Raw genomic sequence first — 21,387 nt, forward strand, 5'->3', positions numbered from 1 at the left:
TCTTTCATGGCAGAAGAAACAAAGAAAACATATGACAAAGCTGTTGCCGAATTTATCAAAGAAAACAAACCAAAAGGACAAGTCGTTTATGACGAACTAACCAATCATTTAGCGACCCCTTATTCTTTAGATGCAGACGCAATGGACAAGCTGATCCAAAAACTGGAAGACTCAGGGATCAGTGTAGTAGATGAGAATGGGGAGCCTTCCGTTCATAGTCTGAAGAGCAATGAAAAACAGCAAGCAACGCAACCACAAGAAGATCTTTCCGCTCCTACGGGTGTCAAGATCAATGATCCGGTACGGATGTATCTGAAAGAAATCGGACGCGTACCCTTATTGACTGCCGAAGAAGAAGTAGCCCTTGCTTTAAAAATCGAAGAAGGCGACCAAGAAGCGAAACAACGGTTAGCTGAAGCCAACTTACGTCTCGTTGTAAGTATTGCGAAACGTTACGTTGGTCGGGGGATGCAGTTTTTGGACTTGATCCAAGAAGGAAACATGGGCTTGATGAAAGCTGTTGAAAAATTCGATTACCGCAAAGGATTCAAGTTCTCGACTTATGCCACTTGGTGGATTCGTCAAGCAATCACTCGTGCTATTGCCGACCAAGCACGGACGATTCGGATTCCAGTCCATATGGTGGAAACAATCAATAAATTGATTCGAATCCAACGGCAATTACTGCAAGATCTAGGTCGCGAACCGACACCGGAAGAAATCGGAGCAGAAATGGATCTGCCAACTGAAAAAGTACGTGAAATCTTGAAAATCGCACAAGAGCCAGTTTCATTGGAAACACCGATCGGTGAAGAGGATGATTCCCATCTAGGCGATTTTATCGAAGATCAAGATGCGACAAGTCCCGCTGAACATGCAGCCTACGAATTGTTGAAAGAACAACTGGAAGACGTACTGGATACGTTGACCGATCGTGAAGAAAATGTTTTGCGATTGCGTTTTGGTATCGATGATGGTCGGACACGTACTTTAGAAGAAGTCGGAAAAGTTTTTGGTGTAACGAGAGAACGGATTCGTCAGATCGAAGCAAAAGCGTTACGTAAATTACGCCATCCATCCCGCTCAAAACAATTAAAAGATTTTCTAGAATAAAACTGAGACCACAAAGACTTTTCCAAGAAGTATGCTTGGAGAAGTCTTTTTCTTGTGGTTTAGCCAACTTTCGTAGGAAAAGTAATGAACTTAATAAAAACGTAACGAAGCAAGTGTTGGCTAATTGCTTTGAATATGATAAATTTAATTTTGTGAATCATTTACACGAAGGTGAATCATTTTGGTACAGAGAGTTTTTTCACCAAAGCCAGTGAATAAAGGGCAAGTCTATAAGTGTGATATTCTGTAGTAAAATGAAACCTTTCAGCGATGAACAGATAACTGCCGAAGCAGGTTCAAAATAAAAGGAGCAAATTCGAACAAATGATGAAAACATGTCCTCAATGTGGATTTGAATCAATTGATGCACAAAAGAAATGTCCAAACTGCGGCTTTGAGTTTGTTAAGTCGGATGAGGCAAATGAAAAAGAAGCCCCTCATACGAATGAGACGGTATCCGAAAAGAATCCGCAGCAAAATGATGATATCCGCTGGTCTGATTTTAAGGATGTTCCCTTAGGTGAATTAATTGAACATTTCGAAGACAAGAATGAAACTGATGAGTCAAAGAACAATCAGTCAGAAGACGACGTAAACGTGCAAGAGCTGATAACGAACCCAAATATAGAACAGACACCCGTTTCAAAAGAAACGCTATCAGATGCGTCCGAAACGATCGAATCACAGTCACTTGAATATCAGTCAGCAGAACAATCGATGCACAGTGGAAATGAAAGCAATGAAGTGTCTGGATCAGACAAAGGAATCCAATCGATCGCAGAAAGTTCCGCAGAGCCCAATGATTTAGTAGATTCAGCCGAGGTCCCTGAAGATCACGATTCGGCTATTTTATCTGCTTATATTCGTCAACATAAAAATTCAGAGATGGATGAAGATGCGACAGATGTTCCAGTGATACCGGAAGTCACGGACGATAAAGAGGCTCTTCCTCTAACGGAGGAACAATCTCAATCTGGATTAGAAGATGAACAAACTGATACTGCAGCGATTACTGAATCTTCAGAAAGCCCTCAATCAACAGAGAGTCCGCAACCGAAAATTGAAGCAGAAGAAACAAAGCTTGCCGAAATTCCAGAAAAAACAGCGGTATCTGAAAATACGAAGAGTAAAACCGATCCACTGCCCAAAAATAAAAAGTCACGCAAAAAATTCTATGTAGCGGCTGCGGCGTTGGTACTTGTTTCTGCAGGTGGCTGGTATTATTACGAAGAGACCGCTCGTCAAGAACAAATTGCGACAGCAAGTGAGCTGGACCAGATCGAAGCGGATCTAGCCGATTTTTATACCGACGATAACCAAGAATTTATCAAAGCAGACAAAACAACTACGCAATTGACGGCATTGACTGATCGACTAGCCAAGTATAAAACGGAAAGCCGTTACCCGGACTTGTTGGCTCAGTCTGAAACAATCAAAGAAAAGATGGCGACTCTTTCGGAAATCAATGGGTATTTCACTAGTCCAGTGATCATTGAAGATCAATTGCAGAAGGTTTCCTTAAAAGAGCCTTCGGCAGTGACTATGTCAAAAAGAACATCTGAAACACCATTCGATCAATTAGTAAATCGGGCGATTGATCAAGGGCAAAAAGAGTATGCCCAGATCGAAGAAGTACGAAATGCAGTCAAAAGCATGGTTGCTTTGAATAAAGAGGGTGAACTTTCTGACAAAGTCACGCGAAAAAGCTACAATGATTTAGTGAAGAAGATCGATGCATTGCCGATTGCTTCTTTAAAAGAGCAATTGACTGCTGAGATAGCACCGATTGATTCTGCACTGAAGAAAAAAGAAGCTGCCGAGAAGGCTGCTAAAGAGAAGGCGGCCCAAGAAGCAGCTCAGGCACAAGCGGAAAAAGCCGCCGCAGCTCAAGAAACAACTACGGCTAACAATAGCCAGTCTTCTGAAGCTGATTATGTATTATCGCCGAATACACCAACGAATACCAATAATCAACCAATCATTCCAGCACGTGAAAGTGATTTGGCAGACTCTAGCAATCCGGCTTGGAATTGGGCGCCTGGTGTCCAAGAAAAGATCATTGCAACCGCAATTGCTCGCGGCTATGTCGTTGAAGGGGGTTATACCTTTGAGCGCGTACGAATCGTGAATGGAGAAGGTTACTATAATTTTTATGCGACCAACAACCAAGGCTCCTTGTTGAAAGGAACCGGTGATTCCGCTTTTCCAATGTATCTCTTTACAGTGAATGCCAAAACCGGGTATTTCCGTGGAAATGGAAATGATCATACGATTCGGTGATGGGTGACACTTAGAAAATTTTCAGCATAATTACATTATTGAATCAAAAAACAGCTTGTTTCTCCTCCGGCTTTTCGATATGATGGATGATAATCAATCGGAAACGGAGGTTTTTTTGTTGCAGAAAATTGAAAGATATGAACAGTTCAGTGATGGAGTTATTGCCTGTATTCCAACGATTCTGGGTTATCTAGGCATTGGTTTTGCAATGGGAGTCGTGGGGAAAGGAATCGGCTTGACGGTCATTGAAGTCCTCTTGATGTCGATCATTGTCTATGCTGGAAGTGCCCAGTTTATCATCTGTGCCCTTTTGGCTATTCAAGCACCGTTTACTTCGATCGTTGCGACAGTTTTCTTAGTAAACTTACGCCACTTTTTGATGAGTTTATCGGTAGCACCTTATTTCCGTTCTGCTTCATTAGTGTCAGGAATTGGCATCGGCACATTGCTGACAGACGAATCCTATGGAGTTTTAACGACAGCTTTGCAACAAAACAAACCAATCACTACCCGATGGACTCACGGATTGAATGTCATGGCCTATTTAAGTTGGATCTTTGCCACTTTCTTAGGAGCGTTGTTAGGGTCATATATTCCTGATCCTGAAGCATTAGGACTGGACTTTGCACTAGTGGCTATGTTTGTTGGCTTATTCCTTTTTCAAGTAGAGTTGCCTTTAAAAAAGAAGACCAAGCAGACGGTGCTGGTGCTAGCCGCTGTGGTAATTTCATTGGTCCTTTTTATGCGAATTTCAACAGCTGAAGTAGCCGTGATTGCTGCCACTTTGATTGGATGTTTGATAGGGACGGTGACACATCATGATTGATTTTGTTATACTGATGATAGCTTGTGGTGTCGTTACTTGGATACCTCGGGTGCTGCCGTTTTTATTTTCGAAGAAATTAGTTTTTCCTGAAAAATTCACGATCTTTCTAAGCTACTTGCCCCTTTGTATTCTTGGGGCGCTGCTTGTTCAAAATCTGTTGGTTTTTCGTGAAGGACAATTTCCATTGCTTAAAGTCAAAGAAACCGTTGCTTGTTTACCAGCGCTAGTGGTCGGTTATTATACAAAAGATTTGATGAAGATCGTTGTTGCAGGCGTCATCACGATGGCGGCGATTCGATTCTTTTTCTAGTAAATCATTTCTAAGGAGAGAAAAAATGAAAGACTTATTGGCATCCGTTTTTAGCGGATTGATCATTGATGAGAATGATCAAAATTACTTTGTACAAAAAAATGGTCTGACTTTTCGCTTATCAAAAGCAGAAGGAGAGCACCATCTTGGAGAAGCTGTGGAGGGCTTTGGTTATCAGAATCAAAAACAAGAACTCGTAATCACTACGGAGATTCCTAAAAGCCGCCAAGGACATTATGCTTTCGGAACTGTCACGGACAGTCGTCGAGATTTAGGCGTCTTTATCGATATTGGTCTCAAAGATAAAGATATGGTGGTATCATTAGATGAATTACCAACAATGCGGGAACTTTGGCCAAAGAAAGGCGATCGCTTGATGGTCAGCTTGACGGTGGATGAAAAGGATCGAATCTGGGCTTCTTTAGCGGATGAAAAGATTTTTAAAGCATTGAGTAAACGTGGTTCAGAGACGTTGAAGAATGCTGACATTACAGGGACAGTCTATCGCTTGAAACTTGCGGGAACTTACTTGCTCACAGATGATTTCTACATTGGCTTTATCCATCCTTCCGAAAGATACCAAGAACCACGTTTAGGAGAAGTTGTCTCAGGACGAGTAATTGGTGTTCGCCCGGATGGTGTTCTGAATTTATCATTGAAGCCTCGTGCTTATGAAGCAATTTCAAATGATGCCGCTATGATCATGACATTCTTGGATCGAGCTGCAGATCATCGTATTCCTTTTACTGATAAATCGACACCAGAAGAGATTCTGCAGACATTCGGTATCAGTAAAGGCCAATTCAAGCGGGCGATCGGTACCTTGATGAAACAGCGTTTAGTGGAACAAAAAGACGGCTTCACCATCAAAGTCGAAAAATCCAATTGAGAATGCTTGTATCTTTTCTCATTCTAATTTATAATGATTACAATATTATCTAAGAGTTGACGTCTCTTAGATTAGAATCGTTATAAATTAGCGATGTATGGAGGCCTGTATGAATACAACTGCTGCTTTAAAGAAGACAAAAAAACAACTTCATGAATCAGGATTTAAATTGACTCCACAACGAGAAGCTACCTTGTTGGTTCTTTTGGAGAATGAGAAAGATCATTTATCTGCAGAAGAAATTTTCTTTTTTGTGCGCAAAAAAAGTCCAGAAATCGGACTAGCCACAGTGTATCGTACATTAGAAATCTTAACTGATCTAAAAATCGTGGACAAGGTGAGTTTCAATGACGGCGTTTCTCGTTACGATCTGCGCAAAGAAGGAGCAAAGCATTTCCATCACCATCTGCTTTGTTTAGAGTGTGGCAGTATCGAAGAAGTAGAAGAAGATCTGCTGACAGGTGTCGAAGACATCGTAGAGAAAAAATACCATTTTCTAGTAAAAGACCACCGATTGACTTTTCATGGAGTGTGTCAGAAGTGTCAGACAAAAAATGCAGCGAAGTTGAGTGAAGCGTAATTGCTCCTCAGCTTTTTTTGTGGTTGAACTACTATCATATCAAGCTTTAATTTGTTATGATAAAGAGGTTGAAAGTAGGGGGGACGTGTATGAAAGAACAGATCATCGATTATTTGCATTATCTGACGATTGAGCGGGGGCTATCCCAAAATACCCGTAAAAGTTATGAGCGCGACCTAGAGCAGTACCTTACATTTTTGACGAAACAGCACATCAAAGATTGGCAGGCGGTGGATCGTGTCTTGATCCTCTCTTTTTTGCAGCAATTGCAGCAATCAGGGAAATCCTCGGCGACCATTATTCGAATGGTATCAAGCTTGAGAAGGTTTCATCAATTTCTCCGTCAAGAACGCTTTACGGATCATGATCCTATGCAGCACATCGATTCCCCAAAAAAACAACAGAAACTGCCTGATACATTGAGCCTTTCTGAGGTTGAGCGCTTGATCGAGACACCGGATACCAAAGAAGTGTTGGGAATCCGCGATCGTGCGATTTTAGAAGTGATGTATGCTACCGGCCTTCGGGTCAGTGAACTGATCGGGTTGCAACTGAAAGACCTTCATTTAAGCATGGGTCTGTTGCAGACGACAGGGAAAGGTGACAAGGAACGAATCGTCCCTTTAGGAGATCTGGCGATTCAGTGGATCGAAACTTACTTGGAAGAAGCACGCCCTTTTTTGACTCGGAAACATCCAGAAGAGAGTCATCTTTTTGTCAATAATCATGGAAAACAACTTTCTCGTCAAGGAATCTGGAAAAACTTAAAGGCCCTCGTGCGCAAGGCAGGCATTACAAAAAATGTGACGCCACATACGCTAAGGCATAGTTTTGCCACTCATTTATTGGAAAATGGTGCCGATTTGCGTACCGTCCAAGAATTATTAGGGCATGCAGATATATCCACGACACAGATCTATACTCATATTACGAAAAAAAGGATGACGGAAGTGTATAAGCAGCACTTTCCTCGTGCCTAGAAATAGAGGAAGACATGGAAGAAATCAATATCAAACTAGATGTCTTTGAGGGACCTTTGGATCTGTTGCTGCATCTGATCCAAAAATTGGAGATCGATGTCTATGATATTCCAATTGCAGCGATCACCGAACAATATATGCAATATATTCATGCAATGAAAAGTTTAGAGTTAGAAGTTGCCGGAGAATACTTGGTGATGGCTGCTACACTGATGGCAATCAAAAGCCAGATGCTGCTGCCAAAACAAGAGATCTTGATTGAAGAAAACGATCCTTATGAAGAAGATCCAAGGGATATGCTGGTTGCTCAGCTATTGGAATACCGTAAATACAAATACGCAGCCGAACAATTATCCGAAAAAGCGGAAGAACGAAGTTTATACTTTACGAAAGATCCGATGGATGTCGATGCCTATAAAGAAAAAAGTGATGAATTGGCAGCCAACCGGTTCAACACGATCGATTTATTCTTGGCTTTTCATAAAATGCTTGAAAAGAAAAAGAGTCGGAAAGTACTGGAGACAAAGATCACACCAGATGAAAGTACCATTGATGAAAAAATGGCGACGATCCAATTGGAAATGCAGCAACGAAATGCCAAAAAGGGACGACGTTTTGATTCTTTTTTCACCAATTACAGCAAAACAGAAGTCGTTACCACTTTCATGGCATTATTAGAATTAATGAAAAAAGGATATATTCGAGTAGAGCAAGAAGGAAACTATGAATCGATCTTGCTTTACCCAGCAGGTAAAACAGATGAGTAAATATAGTGAAATAGAAGCGATTCTCTTTGTCGTAGGAGATGAAGGGATCGGATTAGAAGAATTAAGCTACTTAGTCAATAGCAAAACTGCGGCTGTCTATCAGTACTTGCAAGAATTGAATCAGCGTTATGAAGAAAATGAAGATTCAGCCTTGCATATTTTAGAAGTTGGGAATCATTTTGTTTTGTCCACAAAGAAAGAAGTCGCACCGTTATTAAAGAAATACGCAGAATCGCCAATGGGCAACTCTCTTTCGCAAGCTGCGTTAGAGACATTGTCGATCATTGCCTACAAGCAACCGATCACACGAATCGAAGTAGAAGAGATTCGTGGGGTCCAGTCCAGCGGCTCCGTACAGAAATTAGTCGCAAAACGATTGATCGAGGAAAAAGGCCGTGTTGATGGACCAGGTCGAGCAATTTTATATGGAACCACTGAATACTTCATGGATTACTTTGGCTTGAAATCATTAGCCGAATTACCTGATATTCAAGCAATGGAAGACGAACTCGAAGAAGATGGACCAGTGGATCTTTTTTATGATCGTTACAAACAAGAAGGAGACTCATAATGGAACGTTTGCAAAAAGTAATCGCACATGCTGGAATCACTTCTCGCAGAAAAGCAGAAGAGTTGATTGTGGCAGGTCGTGTCAGTGTCAATGGTCAAATTGTTAAGGAACTAGGAGTACAGGTGAGTGCCAAAGATCGCGTGGAAGTTGACGGTGTCCCAATTGAACAAGAATCGCCCGTCTACTATATGCTCTATAAACCACGTGGCGTAATCTCAGCAGTAACTGACGATAAAAAAAGGAAAGTTGTTTTAGACTTTTTTACTGAAGTTCCAGAACGTCTCTACCCAATCGGACGATTGGATTATGATACTTCAGGTTTATTATTGCTGACCAATGACGGCGATCTTTCACAAAAACTGATGCATCCAAAACATGAAGTGGATAAAGTCTATGTGGCAAAAGTGAAAGGAATCGCTGATAAAAAACAACTATTGCCCTTGTCTAGAGGAATTCGGATCGAAGGCAAGAAAACCGCACCTGCTCGCTTTGAGATTTTGTCGACAGACGCTGCTACTCAAACAAGTATCGTCCAATTGACGATTCATGAAGGCCGTAATCATCAAGTGAAAAATATGCTTAAAGCAGTTGGTTTACCGGTCCAAAAATTGAAACGGGAAATGTATGGTTCGTTGACATTAGCTGGGTTGCGCCCTGGAGAGTATCGGGAGTTGACGAAAAAAGAAGTCAATGAATTAAAAAATCAAGTGAAATAACCAGCACACAGCAAAGGATGCTTAAAAAATTTGTCAATCGAGAATTTTTGTGTATAATGAAACATGTATTATAAATAAAAGGTTCGTCTTCAGGGGCAGGGTGCAATTCCCGACCGGTGGTGATAGTCCACGACCTACTTCTTTTGAAGTAGCTGAATCGGTGAAATTCCGATACCGACAGTAAAGTCTGGATAAAGAAGATAGAGCGTATTTGATTTGCCTATGGTTTTTCAAATGCCCTCTTTTTCCCTGTGGAAAAGAGGGCATTTTTTACTTTGTCTGGCGCCGACAAGTAAGGAATCAAGGAAATTTAATAGGTTCGTTTGAAGAGGAATCCTGAACTTAGGAGGATTTGTATTAATGAACAACAAAACAAGAAAAATGGTAACAATAGCAATGTGTGCAGCAATGGGAACAGTCTTACAGTTTATTGCGTTTCCCATCATCCCGGCGTTTAGCTTTTTGAAAATCGATTTTAGCGATATTCCAGTAATGATCGTCATGTTTTTATTCGGTCCTTTTGCTGGCGTGGCAACCGCGTTTCTACGTTCTCTCTTACACTTGTTTCTATCTGGTTTTTCACCAGCAGATCTCGTGGGAGACACGGCAAGTTTCTTGGCATCCTGTGTCTTTACTTTGCCAATGTACTACTTTTTCCGTAAAGGGATCCATGCGAAAAATAAATTCGTGGGAGTGGTCACAGGAATCCTCGCATTAACTGCTTTTATGAGTATTGCCAATCTATATGTCATCACACCATTGTACCTGCGCTTCTTTGGGGTTACAGCAGATCAATTCCTTGGCATGTCATTAGCGCGTTATGTCAGCATCGGTATTATTCCTTTTAACTTGATCAAAGGAGTTATCGTCAGTGGGGTCTTCTTGATCCTTCATGCGAAGTTGTTGCCTTGGTTGGCTCGTAAACAACCGCAACATTCACCAGTTGGAAAATAATAAAAAAGATCGTGTGTTGCTTTTGAGCAAACGCGATCTTTTTATTTTTCTAACAGTATCGCCCGAGTAGGACACTTTTTATATGCAGCTAAGACTTTTTCTTGCTGATCTTCTATGATAAACTGTTGCCGAGCGGCTGGTTCTTGAGCAAATAAGACGATACCATCTTCATCATAATCAAAAATATCAGGGGCACAGACCGCACATAATCCACAAGCGATACAGCGCTCAGGAATGATTTTGCAGCGTTGAGACATGGAATTGTTTCCTTTCTGGAGGTAAGTATAGACATATGGATGCTTTTATTTTAGCGTTGTTTCATCATTCTGACAAGTTGCGTCCGTCAACCATTTATCAAATACTTTATGGCAAACGAACGAGTTCAGTATTGAGTTATGCTTTTTTTTATGATCGCTTAGGTTACTTTCAAGCAATGCCGAATCTTGAAGAGGATGAATTTAATAAAAGAATCACGGCGCTGATTGCTGCCAAACAACTTGTAGCAGATGAAAAAGGGTTTCTCCAGACAGTTGCACCTGCAACGCTTACTGAAGTAGAGACACTCTGCCGTCATTTAAATTATTTTCAATTCGGTCGCCGGGGGGAACAGATGTGGCGCTTGGTACAGCTGCTTGTTCAAGCGGCTGCTTTTCAAGAAATCAGTAATCGATATATTCCTGTGGAGAACACTCCTATGTTCACAGAACCGGTTCGGCAGCTGATTCGGCAGCACCCAAAATTGAAGCAGGCGTTGTTTACTGAGCTTTGGACAGTCTTCGAGCAGATTCCGGGAGAATTTGCCGACTTTTTGGCAGGGACGTTGACAGGACCTGAGCAAATTGGTCAGACTTTTTTTCAGCTGTTACCAGATAACTACCAAAAAATGCCTTGGAATCAGTTTTTTCCAGCGGCAGCGATCCACTGCTTTTTATCAGTGGCAAAAAAGCAATCTCCTCTTTTAGCAGCAGGATTAAACCCGTTTTATCAAGAAAACCTCAACCAAAGCATGCTGAAGACCCGTCGCTTATTTCTCAGCGGGAAGTCGATTGAGGAAATCATGGCACTTAGACAGATCAAGCGAGGAACAGTCAACGATCACTTGATCGAATGGGCGATCATCGATGATCAGTTTCCTTATCACTATTTTGCCACAAAGCAGCAGTTCCCTCCATTGTCATGGAAATTGCCTTATCACATTCTTCAAAAAGAAGTGCCGCTGGATTTTTTAAGTATCCGAATCAATCAAATTGCACAAAAGCGAGGGATCCTATGTTAGAACAGGCGCTCAAACACTATTTTGGTCATTCCCATTTTCGGACAGGTCAAAAAGAAGTGATCCAATCGGTTCTGAATCATCAGGATACATTAGCAATCATGCCCACTGGTAACGGCAAAAGCTTATGCTATCAACTGCCGGGTTATTTGCTGGAAGGGTTGGTAGTAATCGTATCACCATTGCTTTCTTTGATGGAAGATCAAGTGTATAGTTTGCAAAAAAATGGTGAGAGACGAGCGATCGCTTTTAACAGTCTCTTATCATTCGCTGAACGAAAATTTGTTCTTAGCCATCTACAGCAGTATAAATTTCTATTTATTAGTCCCGAGATGCTTGTTCAAAAGACGATTCTCCAAGCATTGGCAAATAGTAGAATCGCATTGCTGGTCGTAGATGAGGCACACTGTGTTTCTCAGTGGGGGATCGATTTTCGACCAGAATACCTTCAGCTAGCTGCGGTCAAACAACAATTAAAAGCACCAACGACTCTGGCTTTGACTGCCACGGCAACCGAACAGGTGGCACGAGATATTCAACAAAACCTTTTAGGAAAAACGCATCAAGTTTTTCGCTATGGAATGGATCGCAAAAATATTGGACTGATCGTTGATAAAAGCGGCGAAGAAAAAGACACGCTTTTAATGCATTACTTGCAGCAATTGTCAGGTGCGGGAATTATTTATTGTGCCACTAGAAACAAGGTGGAAGAACTTTATCAAAAATTACGCGGCAAGTATTCTGTGGGGTATTATCACGGTGGATTAGCCAGTGATCAGCGTAAAGTCCTTCAGCAGCAGTTTAGTCGGAACGAGCTGCAGTTATTGATCGCCACAAATGCTTTTGGAATGGGGATCAATAAACAAGATATTCGCTTTGTGATCCATTATGATCTGCCGGATTCGTTAGAAAACTATAGTCAAGAAATTGGCCGAGCAGGTCGAGATGGCAAGCAAAGCTATGCGATCTTACTCTATCGTCCTGGAGACGAAACCATCCATTATTTCTTTCAAAAGGAACTAAGTGCAGAAAGAGAACAGCTGGAAATGACGCCGCAATCTTTGATGCTTTCCCCATTGCAGGAAAAATGGCAAGCAAAAATCAATGAGTATGGTGCCAACAAATGGTTTGCTATTTTAAAGCAAAATGAGTGGGAAAAAAAGCAGCAGCTAAAAACGATGCTCGAATACATTCACTGTACTAGTTGTCGACGGTGTTTTTTATTGGCTCATTTTGACGAAGAAAAACAACCGCTTGACCAGTGTTGTGATATCGATGGTATTGAAATTCGGCTTGACCAAAAGGAATTCAAGCCGCAAAGAAAGAACTCGTGGCAGGAACGTTTACTAAAAATTTTTAAAGAAACAAATTGAATCGTTTTTTAAAAGACAGTTCGATTCAAGCTATGTTATAATACATCGGAAGGATATTAGGAGGTAATACGAGTGAGCAAGAAAGACAAAAACTATAATTCAGAAAATCAAGAGCCGTGGGAACAACCAATTTATGATACAGAATATGAAGATTCTGCCTCACGATCACAACAGCGGAAACAAAAACGCGGGAATTCACTCTTTTTGACGATCGTCTTAGTTTTACTTTTCTTGATCGTTGCAATTCCTGTTGGCGCGGGGATTTGGGTCTTAAACCGCTCAAATGATACAGCAACTGTTGCCTCATCAACAAGTAGCAGTACAGTTGCCAGCACAGAATCATCGACTGTTGAGTCATCGACAAAAGTCAGTGAATCATCTACTTCCAGCAGTAGTTCGTCATCGTCATCATCATCTTCTTCCTCATCTGAAAGCAGTGAGTCTGAAGAGCCAGCGAACAGTGAAGCAGAAGGAAACAACACCCAGAACAATCAGGGAAATGCAGACCAAGGAACGACGAATCAAGGTGCAGCGAATCAGGGAGAAACCAACCAAGGAACAGAGCAATATACGACTGTTCAAGCTGGTGAAGGTCCAGAACAAGTAGCAGCACGTACAGGTATTTCTGTCGAGACTTTGTATCAATTAAACGGGATCGATCCAAGTAATTTCATGCTTTACCCAGGCGATACATTACGAATTAAATAAAAAACCGCTTTGGCGGTTTTTTTTCTTGAAAGTTAAAAGGCCGTTGATCGGTAGTTGTTGAGAAGGAGTAACAAATGAAAAAAATCAATATTGCCATCGATGGTCCAGCTTCATCGGGCAAAAGTACAGTGGCAAAAATTTTAGCTCAGCATTATGGATATGTTTATACGGATACAGGGGCAATGTACCGTAGTATCACTTATTTAGCTCTTAAAACAGGGTGCTCATTAGAAGATGAAAGCGGGCTTGTGGCATTGATCGATACTTATCCAATCACTTTTGCGCCAACTGAGACAGGACAAGATGTTTTTGTAGATGGAACAAAAGTGACAGAAGAGATTCGCCAGCCCGAGGTAACCAACGCTGTTTCCAAAGTTTCTGCTTATCAAAAAGTTCGGGAAAAACTGGTCCAACAGCAACAAAAAATTGCTGAAAATGGCGGTGTTGTAATGGACGGCCGCGACATTGGCACCGCAGTCTTACCTCAAGCGGAAGTAAAGGTTTTTCTCGTGGCGAGTGTAGAAGAACGAGCAGAAAGAAGATACAAAGAGAACCAGCAAAAAGGAATCACCACCTCCTTTGACACATTAAAAAAAGAAATCGAGCAAAGGGATTATTTAGATTCTCATCGAGAAATCTCTCCCTTGAAACAAGCCGATGATGCAGTTCGCATTGATACGACAGGAATGTCCATTACAGAAGTCGTTGCAGCGATTCAGCAAATCGTTGATCAAAAAATGGAATAATCAACCACTGGCGCTAGTCGACCTAAAAAAACAGAACCGAACGATTCTCATGAGAAATTTCATTAAATATCGGAATTTTCGCGTAGAAATATTGTTCGAACTCTGGGGTTTTTAGGTCGGAGGGGCCAGTTTTTTTTGTATGAAACAGTGATTTTGAAGCAAAATAGTGAAGGAAACGTTTTTTGAGAACAATTATTGACAGTTTTTTGTGAAAATAAGCGAAATCGCTTTATTTTTTTGGCATTCTAATTTAAACTAAGGGATGTAGTGCATTTACGTACAATTGTTGGTTAGGAGGACACAAGACATGACAGAATTTGAAAATAATCAAGTGGAAAATGGGAATGAATCAATGGAAGCTGCTTTGGATAATTTCCAAGAAGTGAACGTTGGCGATATTGTCAAAGGTGAAGTTTTAGCCATCGAAGACAAACAAGCGATCGTTGGCATCGAAGGAGCAGGTGTAGAAGGAGTCGTTCCAGCAAAAGAATTGTCTACATTGCCTGTTGAGGATATCAATGAAGTAGTCAAAGTGGGCGATGTTTTAGAGTTAGTTGTTATTTCTGCAATCGGTAAAGATAAAGAAAACGGCAGCTATCTACTTTCAAAACGTCGTTTAGACGCGAAGAAAGTTTGGGAAGATATCGAAAAAGATTTCCAAGCAGGTAAGATCATTGAAGCGCCTGTAACAAATGTAGTCAAAGGTGGCTTAGTTGTTGATGTTGGCGTACGCGGATTTGTGCCAGCTTCGATGGTTGAGGACCACTTTGTAGCTGATTTTGAAGATTATAAAGGCAAGACACTCACCTTTAAGATTGTTGAGATCGAACCTTCTGAGAACCGCTTGATTTTATCCCATAAAGCAGTGGTTGAGGCTGAAAAAGAGAAACAAAAAGAAGCCTTGCTAGCTGATCTTTATGAAGGTCAAGAAATCGAAGGGAAAGTTGCACGATTGACCGATTTTGGGGCTTTCGTTGACTTGGGTGGAATTGATGGTTTAGTACACGTTTCAGAAATTTCTCATGCCCATGTAGGCAAACCGAGTGATGTTTTATCTGTTGGTGATACTGTCAATGTCCGTGTCTTATCCGTTGATCCAAATAAAGAACGCGTATCGTTATCGATCAAAGATACATTGCCTGGACCTTGGAGCAATATCGAAGAACAAGCACCCATTGGTAGTGTTTTAGATGGTGTAGTAAAACGACTAACTAGTTTTGGTGCTTTTGTGGAAGTCTTCCCTGGTGTAGAAGGATTGATCCACATTTCGCAAATCTCACATAAACATATTGCAACGCCTCATGAAGTGTTGCATGAAGGTGATCAAGTGCAAGTGAAAGTTCTTGAAGTGAATCCAACCGATCATCGGATTGCTTTGAGCATCAAAGCACTAGAAAAAGCCGAGGAAGCGGAAGAAGCGCCTGCAGAAGATGACTATGAATTACCAGAAGAATCCACTGGTTTTACCATGGGTGATATCTTGGGCGATGCGTTGAAAGATAACGACGAAGAATAATCTAGCCTAGCAGCTTATAACGATTCGTTTTTTGAATTTGTTATAAGCTGCTTTTTTGTTTGTCATCAAGACTTGCAAGTTAGTGATGCATTAGGTAAACTAAGAAAGATTGAAAAGCAGAAGCAGCTGTATTCAGCAGTTCGCTTCTTATAAATGGAGGGTAAAAAATGTCAAATCCAACAATTGCGATCGTCGGACGTCCGAATGTCGGGAAATCGACTATTTTCAACCGGATTGCCGGAGAACGAATCTCGATCGTTGAGGATACTCCGGGTGTGACGAGAGACCGAATTTATGCAACAGGTGAATGGTTAGGTCGAGAGTTCAGTATTATCGATACAGGTGGAATCGACTTAGGCGATGAGCCGTTTATGGATCAAATCAAACATCAAGCAGAAATTGCGATCGATGAAGCAGATGTGATCGTCTTCATTACGAGTGCCAGAGAAGGTGTGACGGATGCAGATGAACTTGTTGCTCGCCTTTTGTATAAGAGCAATAAGCCTGTGATTCTAGCGGTCAATAAAGTCGACAATCCAGAAATGCGTGCAGATATTTACGAATTCTATACATTAGGATTAGGTGATCCGTATCCAATATCCGGCAGTCATGGATTAGGGATCGGAGATGTACTTGATGAAGCCGTTAAGCATTTTACAGAAGAAGCAGAGGAAGAGGACGAATCGATCATCAAATTTAGTTTGATTGGGCGACCAAATGTCGGGAAATCTTCGTTAATCAATGCGATTTTAGGTAAAGAGCGTGTCATCGTTTCGGATATCGAAGGAACGACCCGGGATGCGATCGATACTCATTTTACAAGTGAAAATGGGCAAGAGTTCACTATGATTGATACTGCAGGAATGCGTAAAAAAGGAAAAGTTTACGAATCAACAGAGAAATACAGTGTCATGCGAGCGATGCGTGCCATCGAACGTTCCGATGTGGTTCTAATGGTCTTGAATGCGGAAGAAGGAATTCGTGAACAGGACAAACGAATCGCTGGCTATGCTCATGAAGCTGGCCGTGGGATCATCCTAGTTGTCAATAAATGGGATCTGCTAAAAAAAGAAACCAATACCATGCGAGACTTTGAAGCGGAGATTCGTGATGAGTTTCAATACTTAGATTATGCCCCGATCATCTTTGTATCAGCGACAACGAAACAGCGGTTGAATCAGTTGCCAGCTTTGATCGAAGAAGTCAGCATGAATCAAAACATGCGTATCCCTTCTGCATTATTGAATGATGTGATCATGGATGCAGTAGCCATCAATCCAACGCCAACGGATAAAGGAAAACGATTGAAGATTTTTTATGCGACACAAGTTGCGGTCAAGCCACCAACATTTGTTATTTTTGTTAATGAAGAAGAGTTGATGCATTTTTCTTATGCGCGCTTTTTAGAGAATCAGATCCGGAAAGCATTTACTTTTGACGGAACTCCGATTCGAATCATTCCAAGAAGACGAAAGTAGCGATTTTATCATACTTTGCTGCTTTTGACAAAGAATTCTATTCTTTTGACAGAAAAACGATAAATCCTAAAAAAAACAGTAGTAAAAACGTTAAAATCCTTGATATTACAACGTTCTTATGATAACGTTATATCAGAATATTGATGGATATCAATATTTGACAAAAAACTTGGACCACTCAAGATTTTTGTTGATGTATGACATCAAAAAAATAATCAGGAGGTGAAACCATCCATGGCAAATAAAGCAGAATTAATCGAAAAAGTTGCAGCAGCTACTGACTTGACAAAGAAAGACGCTACAGCAGCAGTAGACGCTGTCTTCTCAACAATTCAAGACGCTTTAGCTAACGGTGAAAAAGTTCAATTGATCGGCTTTGGTAACTTTGAAGTTCGTTCTCGTGCAGAACGCAAAGGACGCAACCCACAAACTGGTGAAGAAATCAAGATCCCTGCTAGCAAAGTACCTGCATTCAAACCAGGTAAAGCTCTTAAAGACGCAGTGAAATAATTGAGTCTTCCAAACCCTTGAGTAATCAAGGGTTTTTTTGTACATAAATTTACTTATCCCTATTTTTCATCAAAAATCCAATGTAGATCCGTCTACTAAAAGTACATTTATCGGATCAATTGCAAAAAAATTCAGAAAATTCATTGACAAGAATTTTTTTTCGCGCTATATTATTAAACAATTACAAGAAAACAGCAAATATTTTAATGAAGGAGCCATTTTTTATGCGCAATTTTAATCAATATTTATTAGTCATTATTATTGAGACCAGGACTTAGAACACGGAAGCAAAATTTATCCGTTTGTTTGAGTCCTATTTGCGTAAGTAAAATGGGATTCTGGCAAAGCATCCCAGTTTATTATAAACCGGGGTGCTTTTTTTTATGAAATAGGCGGGAGATGATGGAATTGAGAAGTGATCAGATAAAAAAAGGCATTGAAGCAGCTCCAGCAAGGAGTTTGCTTTATGCAACAGGACAAGTAAAAAATATCCAAGATATGAATAAGCCTTTTATTGCCATTTGCAACTCGTATATCGATATCGTACCTGGTCACGTCCATCTGCGAGAACTGGCAGATATTGCCAAAGAAGCCATTCGAGAAGCCGGGGGGATCCCTTTTGAATTCAATACAATTGGGGTAGATGATGGAATCGCCATGGGACATATCGGGATGCGTTACTCATTGCCAAGTCGTGAACTGATTGCTGACTCAGCTGAAACAGTCATCAATGCCCATTGGTTCGATGGTGTTTTTTACATCCCCAACTGCGATAAAATTACGCCTGGGATGATCTTGGCAGCTATGCGTACCAATGTGCCAGCAATTTTCTGCTCTGGGGGACCTATGAAAGCCGGGATTGATCCTAGGGGCCATCAGACGACATTATCTTCTATGTTCGAAGCAGTAGGCGCCTTTAAAGAGGGCAAAATGTCACAGGCAGATTTTGAATTCATGGAAAAAAATGCCTGTCCCACCTGTGGTTCCTGTGCCGGCATGTTCACAGCCAATTCTATGAACTGTCTTTTGGAGATTTTAGGATTGGCATTACCAGGAAATGGGACGATTCTGGCAGTTTCGCAAGAACGACGGGAACTTGTTCGCAAAGCGGCATTCCATCTGATGGATCTAGTGAAGAATCAAGTCAAGCCCCGGGATATCGTAACAGAAGAAGCCATCGATGATGCGTTTGCTCTTGATATGGCTATGGGGGGCTCTACCAATACCGTCTTGCATACATTAGCTATTGCGAACGAAGGGGAGATCGATTATGACTTGAGGCGGGTCAATGAGATTGCCGAACGAGTTCCTTATCTCTCAAAAATTGCGCCATCTTCCGCTTATTCCATGCACGATGTCCATACGGCTGGCGGCGTCTCTGCCATTATACGACAATTGGTCGATATCAAGGGGGCGATCCATCCAGATCGGCTGACAGTCACAGGCAGAACCTTGCGGGAAAATGTCGCTCAGGCGACAATCAAAAATGAAGAAGTGATTCATCCAAAGGAGAATCCGTACAGCCCTGTCGGCGGCTTATCGATCCTTTACGGCAATCTTGCGCCTCAGGGAAGTGTCATCAAAGTGGGGGGTGTTGACCCAAGCATTCAGCTTTTTAAAGGAAAGGCAATTTGTTTCGATTCTCATGATGAGGCAGTAGCCGCGATCGACAATCATACGGTCCAAAAAGGGCATGTCGTGGTGATCCGCTATGAAGGACCTAAAGGAGGTCCCGGGATGCCGGAAATGTTGGCGCCGACTTCGAGTATTGTTGGACGAGGGTTAGGCAAAGAGGTTGCACTGATCACAGATGGACGCTTTTCAGGAGCCACGAGAGGGATCGCAGTTGGGCATATCTCTCCTGAGGCGGCAGCCGGTGGACCGATCTCTTTGATCCGTGATGGAGATGACATCGTGATTGATCTGCAAAATCGCTCATTGGAAGTATTAGTCTCAGAGGAAGAATTAATGCTGCGCGCACAAACACGTCCGAAGTTTCGGGCTAAAGTGAAGAAAGGCTGGCTGGCACGTTATACGGCATTAGTCACATCAGCAAATACCGGGGCGATCATGAAAATCAGCGAGGAGGAAGTTTAATGGAGAATATCCAGTTGAATGAAGTAACTAGGACCGGTGCAGAAGTGTTAGTCGATAGTTTGCAGAAACAAGCAGTAGAACTGATTTTCGGATACCCTGGCGGTGCTGTCTTGCCTTTATATGACCAACTCTACGATGCTGCGATTCCGAATATTTTAGCGCGTCACGAACAAGGTGCTGTCCACGCTGCAGAAGGGTATGCCAAAGCCACCGGGAAAGCCGGCGTTGTCCTAGTGACTAGTGGACCAGGAGCAACCAATGTGGTAACAGGCATCGCTGATGCCATGAGTGATTCCGTTCCATTAGTGGTGATCACCGGTCAAGTAGCAACAGCCGGTATTGGCAAAGATGCTTTTCAAGAGGCGGATATTCTAGGGATCACATTACCGATCACTAAACATAATTACCAAGTTAGACATGTCGATGATTTGCCGCGAGTGATCGCAGAAGCTTTTCATATCGCTACCACGGGTAGAAAAGGTCCAGTGGTGATCGACTTGCCAAAAGATGTCACGCTTCAGCGGACAGCCGCAGTCATTGAACTGCCAATTGAGCGAAAAAGCTATCAACCCACCGTCTTTCCATCTATTTTGCAAATCGAGAAATTGAAGAATTGTTTAAAACAAGCAAAACGTCCAGTTGTCTTGGCGGGAGCAGGGGTATGTGCCGCCAATGCAGCCGAAGAATTGCGTCTGTTTGTCGAAACCCATCATTTGCCGATCGTAACCACGCTCTTAGGTCTTGGATTGGTGCCAGCAGATCATCCCTTATTCTTAGGAATGGGGGGCATGCATGGCACGTATGCTGCGAATATGGCATTATCTGAAGCGGATTTGATCATCAATATTGGCTCACGTTTTGATGACCGATTAGCAACAGCCGGCAGTCAATTTGGACAACAGGCAATCATTGCTCATATCGATATTGATCCTGCAGAAATCGGAAAAGTCGTTCAAACAGCCATTCCGATCGTGGCGGATGCGAAAGCAGCTTTGACCCAGTTGCTGCGCTATCCTGCGGAGGAATTAGATTGCAAGGAATGGCTCAATCGTTGTCAAAAACGGAAAAAAGAACATCCTTATCGGTATGACCGCGAGGAAACAAAGGAAATCAAGCCGCAAAAATTGATTGAAGAAGTGGGACGCTTGACGAAAGGGGAAGCCGTTATTGTTACCGATGTTGGTCAACACCAAATGTGGGTCGCTCAATATTATCCTTTCCGATTTCCCAAACAGCTGATCACTAGCGGAGGTTTAGGGACAATGGGGTATGGCATCCCCGCAGGCATAGGGGCAAAATTTGCTTGTCCTGAAAAAACGATAGTCGTTTTTGTAGGCGATGGCGGTTTCCAAATGACCAATCAAGAGTTTGCTCTGCTAAATGATTATGGTCTGGATGTCAAATTCATTTTGATGAATAACCGCTCTCTCGGGATGGTACGGCAATGGCAAGAAACGTTTCATAATGAACGCCGTTCTGCTTCTGTATTTGCTAAACAGCCAAATTTTGGCCAATTAGCAGAAGCATATGGCATCAATAGTGTGCGGATCGAAACCCCAGATCAATTGACCAACGATTTGGCCAATGCATTGCTAGAACCTGGTGCACGACTAATCGAGGTACTGATCTCGCCAACGGAACATGTGCTGCCAATGATTCCACCAGGAAAAGCCAATCATGAGATGATAGGAGTTTAAAAG

General features: G+C 41.9%; 21 protein-coding genes and 1 riboswitch. Of the genes, 20 read left to right on the forward strand and 1 reads right to left on the reverse strand.

Going from position 1 to position 21,387, the window contains the following annotated elements:
• The first annotated feature begins 6 nt into the window (after positions 1 to 6).
• The 11 genes from rpoD to IGJ28_RS08315 all read left to right on the forward strand — a co-directional run bounded on the left by rpoD (position 7) and on the right by IGJ28_RS08315 (position 9,986).
• Positions 7 to 1,113: an RNA polymerase sigma factor RpoD gene (gene rpoD, locus IGJ28_RS08265; RefSeq protein WP_003126797.1), complete on the forward strand. Its 1,107-nt coding sequence runs from the start codon at positions 7 to 9 to the stop codon at positions 1,111 to 1,113.
• 324 nt (positions 1,114 to 1,437) lie between these two features.
• Complete coding sequence (locus IGJ28_RS08270) at positions 1,438 to 3,393, forward strand: cell division site-positioning protein MapZ family protein (RefSeq protein ID WP_438845325.1); 1,956 nt, start codon at positions 1,438 to 1,440, stop codon at positions 3,391 to 3,393.
• 118 nt (positions 3,394 to 3,511) lie between these two features.
• Entirely contained in the window at positions 3,512 to 4,219 is a 708-nt protein-coding gene (locus IGJ28_RS08275) for an AzlC family ABC transporter permease (RefSeq protein WP_003126799.1), read from the forward strand.
• Positions 4,212 to 4,529 (forward strand): AzlD domain-containing protein, encoded by a 318-nt coding sequence (locus IGJ28_RS08280; protein ID WP_171918021.1) that lies wholly within the window; start codon positions 4,212 to 4,214, stop codon positions 4,527 to 4,529. Before IGJ28_RS08275 ends, IGJ28_RS08280 begins: the two co-directional genes overlap by 8 nt.
• 25 nt (positions 4,530 to 4,554) lie before the next feature.
• Positions 4,555 to 5,418: a CvfB family protein gene (locus tag IGJ28_RS08285; RefSeq protein ID WP_171918020.1), complete on the forward strand. Its 864-nt coding sequence runs from the start codon at positions 4,555 to 4,557 to the stop codon at positions 5,416 to 5,418.
• Positions 5,419 to 5,527: 109 nt separating this feature from the next.
• On the forward strand, positions 5,528 to 5,998 hold the full coding sequence (gene fur, locus IGJ28_RS08290; protein ID WP_003126803.1) for a ferric iron uptake transcriptional regulator: 471 nt from the start codon (positions 5,528 to 5,530) through the stop codon (positions 5,996 to 5,998).
• Positions 5,999 to 6,087: 89 nt separating this feature from the next.
• A complete protein-coding gene (gene xerD / locus IGJ28_RS08295) occupies positions 6,088 to 6,978 on the forward strand; it encodes a site-specific tyrosine recombinase XerD (protein ID WP_252712456.1) in 891 nt (296 codons plus the stop codon).
• Positions 6,979 to 6,992: 14 nt separating this feature from the next.
• A complete protein-coding gene (locus IGJ28_RS08300; RefSeq protein ID WP_003126805.1) occupies positions 6,993 to 7,745 on the forward strand; it encodes a segregation/condensation protein A in 753 nt (250 codons plus the stop codon).
• The gene (scpB, locus tag IGJ28_RS08305; RefSeq protein WP_003126807.1) at positions 7,738 to 8,316 is read left to right on the forward strand and encodes an SMC-Scp complex subunit ScpB; all 579 of its coding nucleotides are present in this window, start codon (positions 7,738 to 7,740) and stop codon (positions 8,314 to 8,316) included. Before IGJ28_RS08300 ends, scpB begins: the two co-directional genes overlap by 8 nt.
• Complete coding sequence (locus tag IGJ28_RS08310) at positions 8,316 to 9,032, forward strand: pseudouridine synthase (protein ID WP_081131786.1); 717 nt, start codon at positions 8,316 to 8,318, stop codon at positions 9,030 to 9,032. Before scpB ends, IGJ28_RS08310 begins: the two co-directional genes overlap by 1 nt.
• Before the next feature lie 81 nt (positions 9,033 to 9,113).
• Positions 9,114 to 9,238: riboswitch (FMN riboswitch) on the forward strand.
• A 154-nt stretch (positions 9,239 to 9,392) separates the two neighbouring features.
• Entirely contained in the window at positions 9,393 to 9,986 is a 594-nt protein-coding gene (locus IGJ28_RS08315) for an ECF transporter S component (RefSeq protein WP_003126809.1), read from the forward strand.
• A 41-nt stretch (positions 9,987 to 10,027) separates the two neighbouring features.
• Here the strand turns inward: IGJ28_RS08315 and IGJ28_RS08320 are convergent, their stop codons facing one another.
• Positions 10,028 to 10,243 carry a ferredoxin gene (locus IGJ28_RS08320; protein WP_003126810.1) on the reverse strand — a complete coding sequence of 72 codons (216 nt, stop codon included), beginning with the start codon at positions 10,241 to 10,243 and terminating at the stop codon, positions 10,028 to 10,030.
• A gap of 35 nt (positions 10,244 to 10,278) precedes the next feature.
• On the opposite strand from IGJ28_RS08320, the gene IGJ28_RS08325 reads away from it, so the two are divergent.
• From IGJ28_RS08325 to ilvB, 9 genes are all read left to right on the forward strand, one after another.
• A complete protein-coding gene (locus IGJ28_RS08325) occupies positions 10,279 to 11,262 on the forward strand; it encodes a helix-turn-helix domain-containing protein (protein WP_003126811.1) in 984 nt (327 codons plus the stop codon).
• Positions 11,256 to 12,632 (forward strand): RecQ family ATP-dependent DNA helicase, encoded by a 1,377-nt coding sequence (locus tag IGJ28_RS08330; RefSeq protein WP_113849938.1) that lies wholly within the window; start codon positions 11,256 to 11,258, stop codon positions 12,630 to 12,632. Before IGJ28_RS08325 ends, IGJ28_RS08330 begins: the two co-directional genes overlap by 7 nt.
• A gap of 72 nt (positions 12,633 to 12,704) precedes the next feature.
• Positions 12,705 to 13,340 carry an SAG1386/EF1546 family surface-associated protein gene (locus IGJ28_RS08335; RefSeq protein WP_003126813.1) on the forward strand — a complete coding sequence of 212 codons (636 nt, stop codon included), beginning with the start codon at positions 12,705 to 12,707 and terminating at the stop codon, positions 13,338 to 13,340.
• Positions 13,341 to 13,414: 74 nt separating this feature from the next.
• On the forward strand, positions 13,415 to 14,086 hold the full coding sequence (gene cmk, locus IGJ28_RS08340; RefSeq protein WP_003126814.1) for a (d)CMP kinase: 672 nt from the start codon (positions 13,415 to 13,417) through the stop codon (positions 14,084 to 14,086).
• Positions 14,087 to 14,393: 307 nt separating this feature from the next.
• Positions 14,394 to 15,602 carry a 30S ribosomal protein S1 gene (gene rpsA, locus IGJ28_RS08345; protein ID WP_252712457.1) on the forward strand — a complete coding sequence of 403 codons (1,209 nt, stop codon included), beginning with the start codon at positions 14,394 to 14,396 and terminating at the stop codon, positions 15,600 to 15,602.
• 167 nt (positions 15,603 to 15,769) lie between these two features.
• Positions 15,770 to 17,080, forward strand: a complete 1,311-nt coding sequence (gene der, locus IGJ28_RS08350) for a ribosome biogenesis GTPase Der (RefSeq protein WP_252712458.1) — start codon at positions 15,770 to 15,772, stop codon at positions 17,078 to 17,080.
• 234 nt (positions 17,081 to 17,314) lie between these two features.
• Positions 17,315 to 17,590: an HU family DNA-binding protein gene (locus IGJ28_RS08355; RefSeq protein ID WP_003126821.1), complete on the forward strand. Its 276-nt coding sequence runs from the start codon at positions 17,315 to 17,317 to the stop codon at positions 17,588 to 17,590.
• Positions 17,591 to 17,998: 408 nt separating this feature from the next.
• Positions 17,999 to 19,687, forward strand: coding sequence for a dihydroxy-acid dehydratase (gene ilvD, locus IGJ28_RS08360; protein WP_081131804.1), 1,689 nt, complete (start codon positions 17,999 to 18,001; stop codon positions 19,685 to 19,687).
• Complete coding sequence (gene ilvB / locus IGJ28_RS08365) at positions 19,687 to 21,384, forward strand: biosynthetic-type acetolactate synthase large subunit (RefSeq protein WP_311810720.1); 1,698 nt, start codon at positions 19,687 to 19,689, stop codon at positions 21,382 to 21,384. Before ilvD ends, ilvB begins: the two co-directional genes overlap by 1 nt.
• Positions 21,385 to 21,387 lie beyond the last annotated feature (3 nt).

Source organism: Enterococcus sp. AZ091 (assembly GCF_051714805.1).
Classification (GTDB): domain Bacteria; phylum Bacillota; class Bacilli; order Lactobacillales; family Enterococcaceae; genus Enterococcus_D; species Enterococcus_D gallinarum.

What these genes read in the sequence shown, in the direction of transcription:
- scpB (WP_003126807.1), top strand. Translation starts at nt 7,738, where the DNA reads ATGAGTAAATATAGTGAAATAGAAGCGATTCTCTTTGTCGTAGGAGAT.
- rpsA (WP_252712457.1), top strand. Translation starts at nt 14,394, where the DNA reads ATGACAGAATTTGAAAATAATCAAGTGGAAAATGGGAATGAATCAATG.
- xerD (WP_252712456.1), top strand. Translation starts at nt 6,088, where the DNA reads ATGAAAGAACAGATCATCGATTATTTGCATTATCTGACGATTGAGCGG.
- ilvB (WP_311810720.1), top strand. Translation starts at nt 19,687, where the DNA reads ATGGAGAATATCCAGTTGAATGAAGTAACTAGGACCGGTGCAGAAGTG.
- IGJ28_RS08330 (WP_113849938.1), top strand. Translation starts at nt 11,256, where the DNA reads ATGTTAGAACAGGCGCTCAAACACTATTTTGGTCATTCCCATTTTCGG.
- IGJ28_RS08280 (WP_171918021.1), top strand. Translation starts at nt 4,212, where the DNA reads ATGATTGATTTTGTTATACTGATGATAGCTTGTGGTGTCGTTACTTGG.
- IGJ28_RS08355 (WP_003126821.1), top strand. Translation starts at nt 17,315, where the DNA reads ATGGCAAATAAAGCAGAATTAATCGAAAAAGTTGCAGCAGCTACTGAC.
- rpoD (WP_003126797.1), top strand. Translation starts at nt 7, where the DNA reads ATGGCAGAAGAAACAAAGAAAACATATGACAAAGCTGTTGCCGAATTT.
- cmk (WP_003126814.1), top strand. Translation starts at nt 13,415, where the DNA reads ATGAAAAAAATCAATATTGCCATCGATGGTCCAGCTTCATCGGGCAAA.
- IGJ28_RS08315 (WP_003126809.1), top strand. Translation starts at nt 9,393, where the DNA reads ATGAACAACAAAACAAGAAAAATGGTAACAATAGCAATGTGTGCAGCA.
- IGJ28_RS08285 (WP_171918020.1), top strand. Translation starts at nt 4,555, where the DNA reads ATGAAAGACTTATTGGCATCCGTTTTTAGCGGATTGATCATTGATGAG.
- IGJ28_RS08270 (WP_438845325.1), top strand. Translation starts at nt 1,438, where the DNA reads ATGATGAAAACATGTCCTCAATGTGGATTTGAATCAATTGATGCACAA.
- IGJ28_RS08325 (WP_003126811.1), top strand. Translation starts at nt 10,279, where the DNA reads ATGGATGCTTTTATTTTAGCGTTGTTTCATCATTCTGACAAGTTGCGT.
- der (WP_252712458.1), top strand. Translation starts at nt 15,770, where the DNA reads ATGTCAAATCCAACAATTGCGATCGTCGGACGTCCGAATGTCGGGAAA.
- fur (WP_003126803.1), top strand. Translation starts at nt 5,528, where the DNA reads ATGAATACAACTGCTGCTTTAAAGAAGACAAAAAAACAACTTCATGAA.
- IGJ28_RS08300 (WP_003126805.1), top strand. Translation starts at nt 6,993, where the DNA reads ATGGAAGAAATCAATATCAAACTAGATGTCTTTGAGGGACCTTTGGAT.
- IGJ28_RS08320 (WP_003126810.1), bottom strand. Translation starts at nt 10,243, where the DNA reads ATGTCTCAACGCTGCAAAATCATTCCTGAGCGCTGTATCGCTTGTGGA.
- IGJ28_RS08310 (WP_081131786.1), top strand. Translation starts at nt 8,316, where the DNA reads ATGGAACGTTTGCAAAAAGTAATCGCACATGCTGGAATCACTTCTCGC.